The following is a 7,932-nucleotide window of genomic DNA, read 5'->3' on the forward strand; positions in this document are numbered from 1 at the left end:
AGATACCTAATGGGGTCATTAATACTTCCCTATCGTACGCGGAAAAATCGTGAATACGGTCTTACTTCAGTCGCTGATTTTGGAATGCCGAGCGGTGTATTGAAAAATGTACTCGATGATTATGCAGCGTTTATTGATTTCGCAAAACTTGGGGTTGGCACTGGTTATATTACACCTAATGTGAAAGAAAAAATTAATCTTTATAAGCAATACAATGTTGAGCCTTATTGTGGCGGCACATTATTTGAAAAAGCATATATTCAAAGTAAAGTAGACGAGTATTTATTTTTCTTAAAAAATTTAGATATTCATTGGGTTGAAATTTCAACAGGTGTTATTAAGATTCCAATTGAAGAAAGAATCCTTATTGTTGAAAAGATTAAACAAGATTTTAACGTGATCGGTGAAGTTGGCTCTAAAGATGTTTCGATTGAAATGAACGCTAATGAATGGGAACTAGAGATGAAGGAACTAATCAATGCTGGTTGCCAATATGTAATTGCTGAAGGAAGAGATTCCGGTACAGCTGGAATTTACAATACAGATGGAGAAGTGAAGCAGGAATTAATTGAGACAATGTCTACAAATATAAATAATAATAAAATAATTTTCGAAGCACCAACACCTAAAAGTCAAATGTTTTTTATAAACTTATTAGGTCCTAATGTAAATTTAGGTAATGTGAAATTACACGACGTCCTTTTATTAGAAGCTCAACGATGTGGTTTACGAGCAGAAACGTTTTTTCTGGAGGAAAGGAAATGGACATTACAATTATAAGGCACTTACCTACGCACTGGAATCAAAAAGGAATTCTACAAGGGAAAAGAGATATCCCAATCTCTCTTCCCCTTTCAAACAATTCAGTAAATAAACTAAGAGAAAATAAATTGAGACTACATCAACATCAGTCTTTTGATTACGTCTTTGCAAGTGAACTTGTAAGGACAATACAAACTGCAAAACTTTACGGATACATGGCTCCAACGATTGAACCATTATTAAATGAATTAGATTTTGGACAATTTGAAGGGAAAGCAAAAGAAGATCTATGGAAGGCACATAAAGAATGGATAACGTCACCATTACAAATGACATTAGGCGAGTCTCTTAAAAACTTTCAACAACGTATTTATACGTTTATAGAGAAATATGCTCATGCACATTCTCTATTAGTATTTGGACATGGTAGTTGGGCGCGTGCTCTTGTTTCGATTAAAAATATAGGTACCATTCAAAAGATGAATCAAATTGAAATCAATAATAACGAGCTAATTACAGTGAAAATAAAGAAACGATACGAAACAAATTTAAAAGATAGCGAAAGTTTAGTCGATAGACAAAATCAATGACTTGAGTCGAAAACCATTGACAAAAAATGGCGTAAAAGACAATATTCCATTCAATCACAGATGCTGTAATGATAAAAATGGCCATATTTAACCAAAACATTACTTTTCCTGGCGGGTATTTTTTAATCGAAGAGATGATCAGAGCAGGAATCACCATCCCTCCACTGGATGCGCCAAAACGAATTAAAATTCCGACTCCGATGCCGAAAATTAATCCTCCACAAATTAAATCAAATAGAAGATGAACATGAGGTAGATAGACATAAAGCTCAATCATATAAACGGTGTATGAAGTAACTGTAACAGAATACATCGTTCGCACTGTCCACTTGTAGCCAAACCAGTAAATAGCAAGTGTTAGTAATGTGAAATTTGCTAACCATAATGCTCCGCCAAGCGGAAGGTGCAGCCAATAATTAATTAAAATTGCAAGACCGGCAGCACCACCGGAAGGAATTTCATGCGGAAAGAGAAAAAGGGCCATCGCGACCCCTTGAATGATAGCACCAATCGTAAGTAGCCCATATTTAATCAGTTCATGTCTCATCTCTTTTCCCCCTCAAAGTTCATTTCATTTTATGTACAAGCTATCCAATTTATGAACAGGTTTATTAAATTTGCTAGACGATGATGAATTCCTTTTCTATAATGAAAACAGGAACGGATTAATCTAAACTAGAGAAAAGTGGGGGAATTGGGATGTCAGAAGTATATATTGTTGCAGGGGCAAGGACAGCATTCGGAAGTTTTGGACAAGCATTTAAAAACGTATCTGCGACTGAATTAGGAAAAACAACGGCCGTTGAAGCGATGAAAAGAGCCAAAGTAGAGCCAAGTCAAATTGAAAATGTCGTTTATGGTAATGTCATTCATTCAAGTACAAATGCTGCCTATGTTCCGCGCCACATAGCTTTAGGTGCTGGAATATCAATTGAAACGCCAGCAATGGCCGTGAACCGCTTATGTGGTTCTGGTTTACAAGCAGTCGTATCTGCAGCTCAAAGTATTAAACTTGGTGAAGCAAATATTGCACTTGCAGGCGGCACTGAGAATATGTCACAAGCGCCTCATGCTGATTTTAAAAGTCGCTTCGGAGGTGTTAAACTTGGAGCCCTTCAACTTGAAGATATGCTTCAAAGTTCATTAACGGATGAATTTATCGGCTGTGGGATGGGTGTAACTGCAGAAAATTTAGCTGAAAAATATAAGATTACACGGAAAGACCAAGACGAATATGCCGCCTTAAGTCACGAGCGTGCTGAGGCAGCAAGAAACAAATTTTCTGAAGAAATTGTTCCAGTTGAAATCAGTTCAAGAAAAGGAACTGTAATCGTTGATAAAGATGAGCATGTTAAGCCAAACACAACAGTAGAAACTTTAGCGAAATTAAGACCTGCATTTGTAAAAGAAGGTACTGTGACCGCAGGAAATGCTTCAGGTATCAATGATGGAGCAGCTTCACTCATTCTCGCTAACAGTAAAGCCATCGATCATAAACAACAGCGATTAGCGAAAATCGTATCTTGGGGAATCGCAGGGGTTGAGCCATCAATCATGGGAATTGGTCCTGTCCCAGCGTCACAAATGGCTTTAAAGCGAGCAAATCTAACAATTGACGATATCGATCTAGTTGAAATTAATGAAGCGTTTGCTTCCCAATATATTGCAGTTGAAAAAGAACTTCGTCTTGACCGCAACAAAACGAATGTAAATGGAGGTGCAATCGCATTAGGTCATCCGATTGGAGCAAGCGGAGCTCGTGTGTTGTTAACATTAGCTTACGAACTTCAACGACAAGGAAAACGATACGGACTCGCTAGTCTCTGCATCGGTGGAGGACAAGGGATTGCGATGATTATTGAAAACGTTAATTTATAAAAGAGCGAAAAGTTAAAGGAATTTATGATATGGCCCCCTTTGAGTAGACAGGTTAAAAAATAAAACCTGAAAATCAAAGGGGGTATTTTTGGTATTTTTTACGTGTAAAAAGTTCATTCTGTTGAATACAAAATGAATGACATGAACTACGCTCGCTCTTCTCGTTAACGGGGGAGCATTCGATGTTTTTCAAACTTCGCTGCCTTTGTCCATGCTTTTAAAGTTTTGATTTCTTCATTTGATAATTTTGTTTTAGTTACAGCTTCGATATTTTTTTCTAGTTGTTTAAGCGAACTTGCGCCTGGAATGATAGATGCGACAGTTGGTTCAGATAAAGAGAATTGAAGAGCTGTCTCGGTATTAGAGCGTTGACCGAGAGTTTTTATTTTTTCATTTAAACGTAATACTTCTGATTTTGTATAATTCAGTACACCTTCAGAAGGTGTTTTAATAGTGTCTTCTTCTGTTAGCGCACCTTTTGCAAGCGGACCTCTAGCAATCACACTCACTTGCTTCTCTTTCAAGAGTGGGAATAGTTCTTCTGCCCTTCGATCTAACAAACTATAAGGCAACATAATACTAACAATGTTTGAAATCGAAAGATATTTTTTAATGACGTTTGGTCTGATCGAAGATAAACCATAGTAACGAATGAATCCTTCCTGCTTTAATTCTTCAAACGCTTCGATCGTTTCTTCAATTGGATCTTGAATCGTGCCACCATGCAATTGATATAGATCAATGTAATCGATATTTAATCTCTTTAAACTCGCTTTTACTGCTTCTTTAATGTAAGTTTTTGACGGATCCCACTCCCACCCAGTTTTACCTTCTTCCCAGCGATTTCCAACTTTTGTCGCTAAAATAACGTCTTCTCGGTGATGTTGAATCGCTTCGCCAATCCACGATTCAATTTCACCAAAACCGTATAAATCTGCAGTATCAATGAAATTAACGCCTCGCTCAATAGCAGTCCGGACGATCGTTATGGCTTCATTTTTTGTTTTGAATGACATCGTTCCTAACCCAAGTTCACTTGCGTACAAATCAGATTGACCAATTTTACGTTTTCGCAACTATTAATATCCTCCTATCCAATCGAATTCTTCCTTTACTATAACAAAATTACTTTAGCTGTGAGTGAGAAGCAATCCATTCTTCAATCGTATCAAACTGTTTCATATATTTTTTCAAAAGATAGCGAATTTGCCACGCTTTTCCGACAAACGTAATTCCATTTTCTCTAATGTAAATTTTCATATTTTCACCTCTTTAATGTTTCGTGTATTGTTAAACGTTTTTTATAAAAAACTGTAAAACTTTACGAATAAAAAGTGTTTCTCCCCTTTATGAGAACGAGGCTTAGATTAGTGATGACATGATAGGCTGCATAAGCGTACGCAACAAGGATTGCTGCGTTCTTACAAAACCACTTCTTCTCGTAGAGGCTCAATGTCAAACCTTCTAAAATACGAAGAGTTCTCATAGAAGTTTTTATTCTACCCATTCTATATTGTGTGATAAACTTTATGTGTTACTTATGAGGATTAGTACAAGGAGTGTAAAACGCATGTCACACTTAAACGAAAAAACAATTGAAACTAAAACGATTTACGAAGGTAAAATTATTGAGGTTCACGTCGAAAGTGTGCAATTACCAAATGGAAAAGAAGGAATGCGAGAAGTTGTCAAACATCCTGGTGCAGTTGCCGTCATTCCAAAAATGGATGATGGAAAATATTTATTCGTAAGACAATTTCGTAAGCCACTAGACCGAACAATCGTAGAAATTCCCGCAGGTAAACTTGAGAAAGGCGAAGATCCGAAGGAAACGGCTAAACGAGAGTTGTATGAGGAGACAGGCTATACGTGCCAACAATTAAACCACATCATTTCATTTTACACGTCACCTGGATTTGCAAATGAAATCATCCATTTATACGAAGCGTCGAATTTAACAGAAGGTGTTCAACAGACGGATGAAGATGAATTTGTAGACGTTTTGAAATTAACATTAGATGAAGCTCAAAAATTGGTGGAACAGCAACAAATTATCGACGCGAAAACGGCTTATGCTGTTCTTTACTTACAAGCAAAAAAATGAAACATTATTATGCTGATTTACATATTCATGTTGGTCGTACGCTATCAGGTAAACCAGTTAAAATTACTGGCTCAAAATCGTTGACGATCGATACGATCGTGTATACTGCATCACAACTAAAAGGGATGGACCTTATTGGGGTTATCGATTGCCATGTCCCAGAAATCATTCAAGAGTTACAATCGAAAATAAACGAAGGACATTGTGTTGAACGTGACGATGGAGGGATTCAGTTTGACAGCCTTACTTTACTATTAGGTTCTGAAATTGAAATTTACGATGAACATTGTAATGGTCCTGTTCATGTCTTAGTCTTCTTACCAACGTTACAACAGATGAAACAATTTAGCGTGTGGCTATCTTCACGGATGACGAATGTCCATTTAAGTTCACAACGATTATATGAATCCGGAAAAGAGTTACAAAAAATCGTGAAAAAGCTTGAAGGGTTATTTATTCCCGCCCATGTGTTTACACCTTTTAAAAGCCTATATGGAAAAGGCGTCAAGAAATCGTTAAGTGAAGTGTTTGATCCTAATTTAATCGATGCGATCGAACTAGGATTAAGCTCGAATACTGAAATGGCAGACCAAGTGAGTGAACTTCACAATTTTTCATATGTTACAAATTCTGACGCTCATTCACCTGAGAAAATTGCACGGGAATATCAAACAATCCGAATGAAAACCCCATCTTTTGAAGAATTAAAATTCGCCTTGAACAACGTTCACGGAAGAAAAATTGGGGGTAATTACGGCTTTGATCCTAAACTAGGAAAGTACTATCGAACGACGTGCCAAAAATGCTACGCTCTAAGAGAAACATCGATGACAGTTTGTATTAACTGCGGAAATGACAAATGGGTAAAAGGTGTTTACGAACGATTACAACAATTAAAAAGCACAAATGTTCGCCCTCCTGAACGTCCGCCTTATATTCAACATATCCCTTTGGAATACATTCCTGGCATTGGCCCGAAAACGCTCGAAAAATTAAGGCTTGCATTTCGTACTGATATGAACATTTTACATCACGTTTCATACGAACAATTAATAACTGTCGTTCCCGATAAAATAGCCCGATTCATTTTAAATGCGAGAGAAGGTAAAGTGACAATTTCTGAAGGTGGCGGTGGCAAATACGGAAAAATAACATAAAGACAATCACAATCATCTAGTCATAGGCTCGTCCTTTTCCTCATACGCTTAAATAAGGCGTACTAGAAAGGGAGGACCAATCGATGAAGCATGAGATAAAAAGAATGATTCGCAATCATATTCGTGACAACCTTTCACTTTATACGTTTACAATGGTCTTAATTTTTATTGGAGTCTTTTTTGGTGCGATTATTGTTAATAGTTTAAGTATCGATCAAAAAAATGATTTATATTTATATTTAAGTCGATTTTTTGGTCAAATTTCGAATGAACCGTTGATGAGTTCATCAGATTTATTTAATCAAAGCTTTACACACTATTTAAAATATATTGGATTGATATGGATATTAGGCATTTCAGTTATTGGTTTGCCAATTATATTAATTCTATTATTTTTAAAAGGTATTGTTATAGGTTTTACGGTCGGTTTTCTCGTAAGTCAAATGGGATTTAAAGGCTTCTTTTTAGCACTCGTATCCGTACTCCCACAAAATTTAATTTTAGTTCCTGCGTTTTTAATTGTCGGTGTTACGGCACTTTCATTTTCATTACGGATGATCCGAATGCAATTAACAAAGTCGGAACCATTTGGACCACTATTCACGCGATATTCTTTAATTATGCTCGGAATTATCGTTTTAATTTTGCTCTCTGCATCAATTGAGGCATACATCTCTCCATTTTTAATGAAAGCTGTCTTTAACTTAACAAGCTAATTATAATAAATATTATTTAATAACTGCTATTCTTCACTTATAATAACAATTATAAATTGACACGATTTTTAAGTTTAGCTTATAATGTTGGTGAGTCGGTCGGAGGAGGGGGCTACGATGGAATCGAGAATCGATCGAATAAAAAAACAACTACATTCAAAAAGTTACAAATTAACACCTCAACGAGAGGCGACTGTATGTGTCCTTTTAGAGCACGAAGAAGACCATTTGAGTGCAGAAGACGTGTACCTCCTTGTAAAAGAAAAAGCTCCTGAAATTGGACTAGCGACTGTATACCGAACATTAGAACTACTAACTGAACTTAAAGTAGTTGACAAAATAAATTTTGGAGATGGTGTTTCAAGATACGATCTTCGTACCGAAGGTGCTGACCACTTTCACCACCATCTTGTTTGTATCGAATGCGGTGCAGTAGATGAAATACAAGAAGATTTACTAGGGGATGTCGAAGAGATTGTTGAAAAAGATTGGAATTTCAAAATAAAAGACCACCGTTTAACATTCCATGGCATTTGTCATAGATGTCATAACGATTAGCTAATGTTAGTTAACCTTTCTGATAATCAGAAAGGTTATTTTAGTGTGCGAGGCATGCACATATTTTATAAGGTTAAAGTCCTGAATCGCGAAGGCAGTAGTAGCGATTAGCTTAAGACAAGGGTGTCCACCGTGAGGTGGAGCCTGAAGGAAGTCGGCGGCAAATC

10 protein-coding genes are annotated in these 7,932 nt (G+C 36.6%); 7 read left to right on the forward strand and 3 right to left on the reverse strand.

Going from position 1 to position 7,932, the window contains the following annotated elements; translation table 11 throughout:
- Positions 1-9 precede the first annotated feature (9 nt).
- Together ABU914_RS08220 and ABU914_RS08225 are read left to right on the forward strand one after the other, a co-directional pair.
- Complete coding sequence (locus ABU914_RS08220) at positions 10-780, forward strand: phosphosulfolactate synthase (RefSeq protein ID WP_379669256.1); 771 nt, start codon at positions 10-12, stop codon at positions 778-780.
- Entirely contained in the window at positions 762-1,352 is a 591-nt protein-coding gene (locus ABU914_RS08225) for a histidine phosphatase family protein (RefSeq protein ID WP_379669257.1), read from the forward strand. Before ABU914_RS08220 ends, ABU914_RS08225 begins: the two co-directional genes overlap by 19 nt.
- Here ABU914_RS08225 and ABU914_RS08230 read toward each other — a convergent pair.
- On the reverse strand, positions 1,276-1,899 hold the full coding sequence (locus ABU914_RS08230) for a YitT family protein (RefSeq protein ID WP_379669258.1): 624 nt from the start codon (positions 1,897-1,899) through the stop codon (positions 1,276-1,278). The two genes, ABU914_RS08225 and ABU914_RS08230, sit on opposite strands and share 77 nt — an antisense overlap.
- Before the next feature lie 152 nt (positions 1,900-2,051).
- Between ABU914_RS08230 and ABU914_RS08235 the strand changes: the two genes are divergently transcribed.
- Positions 2,052-3,230, forward strand: coding sequence for an acetyl-CoA C-acetyltransferase (locus tag ABU914_RS08235; protein WP_379669259.1), 1,179 nt, complete (start codon positions 2,052-2,054; stop codon positions 3,228-3,230).
- A gap of 164 nt (positions 3,231-3,394) precedes the next feature.
- On the opposite strand, the gene ABU914_RS08240 is transcribed toward ABU914_RS08235, so the two are convergent.
- Both ABU914_RS08240 and mciZ read right to left on the reverse strand, forming a co-directional pair.
- A complete protein-coding gene (locus ABU914_RS08240) occupies positions 3,395-4,306 on the reverse strand; it encodes an aldo/keto reductase (protein ID WP_379669260.1) in 912 nt (303 codons plus the stop codon).
- 49 nt (positions 4,307-4,355) lie between these two features.
- Positions 4,356-4,490 carry a Z-ring formation inhibitor MciZ gene (mciZ, locus tag ABU914_RS08245; protein WP_379669261.1) on the reverse strand — a complete coding sequence of 45 codons (135 nt, stop codon included), beginning with the start codon at positions 4,488-4,490 and terminating at the stop codon, positions 4,356-4,358.
- A gap of 310 nt (positions 4,491-4,800) precedes the next feature.
- On the opposite strand from mciZ, the gene ABU914_RS08250 reads away from it, so the two are divergent.
- The 4 genes from ABU914_RS08250 (at position 4,801) to fur (ending at position 7,765) form a co-directional block, all read left to right on the forward strand.
- Entirely contained in the window at positions 4,801-5,334 is a 534-nt protein-coding gene (locus ABU914_RS08250; RefSeq protein WP_379669262.1) for an NUDIX domain-containing protein, read from the forward strand.
- A complete protein-coding gene (locus tag ABU914_RS08255; protein ID WP_379669263.1) occupies positions 5,331-6,491 on the forward strand; it encodes an endonuclease Q family protein in 1,161 nt (386 codons plus the stop codon). Before ABU914_RS08250 ends, ABU914_RS08255 begins: the two co-directional genes overlap by 4 nt.
- Positions 6,492-6,574: 83 nt before the next feature.
- Positions 6,575-7,207 carry a stage II sporulation protein M gene (spoIIM, locus tag ABU914_RS08260; RefSeq protein ID WP_379669264.1) on the forward strand — a complete coding sequence of 211 codons (633 nt, stop codon included), beginning with the start codon at positions 6,575-6,577 and terminating at the stop codon, positions 7,205-7,207.
- 117 nt (positions 7,208-7,324) lie between these two features.
- Positions 7,325-7,765, forward strand: a complete 441-nt coding sequence (gene fur, locus ABU914_RS08265; RefSeq protein ID WP_379669265.1) for a ferric iron uptake transcriptional regulator — start codon at positions 7,325-7,327, stop codon at positions 7,763-7,765.
- Positions 7,766-7,932: the final 167 nt, after the last annotated feature.

The organism is Pueribacillus sp. YX66, from assembly GCF_041725775.1.
In the GTDB taxonomy this organism is placed as follows: Bacteria; Bacillota; Bacilli; order Bacillales; family UBA6769; genus Pueribacillus.

Excerpts from the sequence above, each read along its gene's own strand:
- ABU914_RS08220 (WP_379669256.1), top strand. The coding sequence starts at position 10 with ATGGGGTCATTAATACTTCCCTATCGTACGCGGAAAAATCGTGAATAC.
- ABU914_RS08225 (WP_379669257.1), top strand. The coding sequence starts at position 762 with ATGGACATTACAATTATAAGGCACTTACCTACGCACTGGAATCAAAAA.
- ABU914_RS08230 (WP_379669258.1), bottom strand. The coding sequence starts at position 1,899 with ATGAGACATGAACTGATTAAATATGGGCTACTTACGATTGGTGCTATC.
- ABU914_RS08235 (WP_379669259.1), top strand. The coding sequence starts at position 2,052 with ATGTCAGAAGTATATATTGTTGCAGGGGCAAGGACAGCATTCGGAAGT.
- mciZ (WP_379669261.1), bottom strand. The coding sequence starts at position 4,490 with ATGAAAATTTACATTAGAGAAAATGGAATTACGTTTGTCGGAAAAGCG.
- ABU914_RS08250 (WP_379669262.1), top strand. The coding sequence starts at position 4,801 with ATGTCACACTTAAACGAAAAAACAATTGAAACTAAAACGATTTACGAA.
- ABU914_RS08255 (WP_379669263.1), top strand. The coding sequence starts at position 5,331 with ATGAAACATTATTATGCTGATTTACATATTCATGTTGGTCGTACGCTA.
- spoIIM (WP_379669264.1), top strand. The coding sequence starts at position 6,575 with ATGAAGCATGAGATAAAAAGAATGATTCGCAATCATATTCGTGACAAC.
- fur (WP_379669265.1), top strand. The coding sequence starts at position 7,325 with ATGGAATCGAGAATCGATCGAATAAAAAAACAACTACATTCAAAAAGT.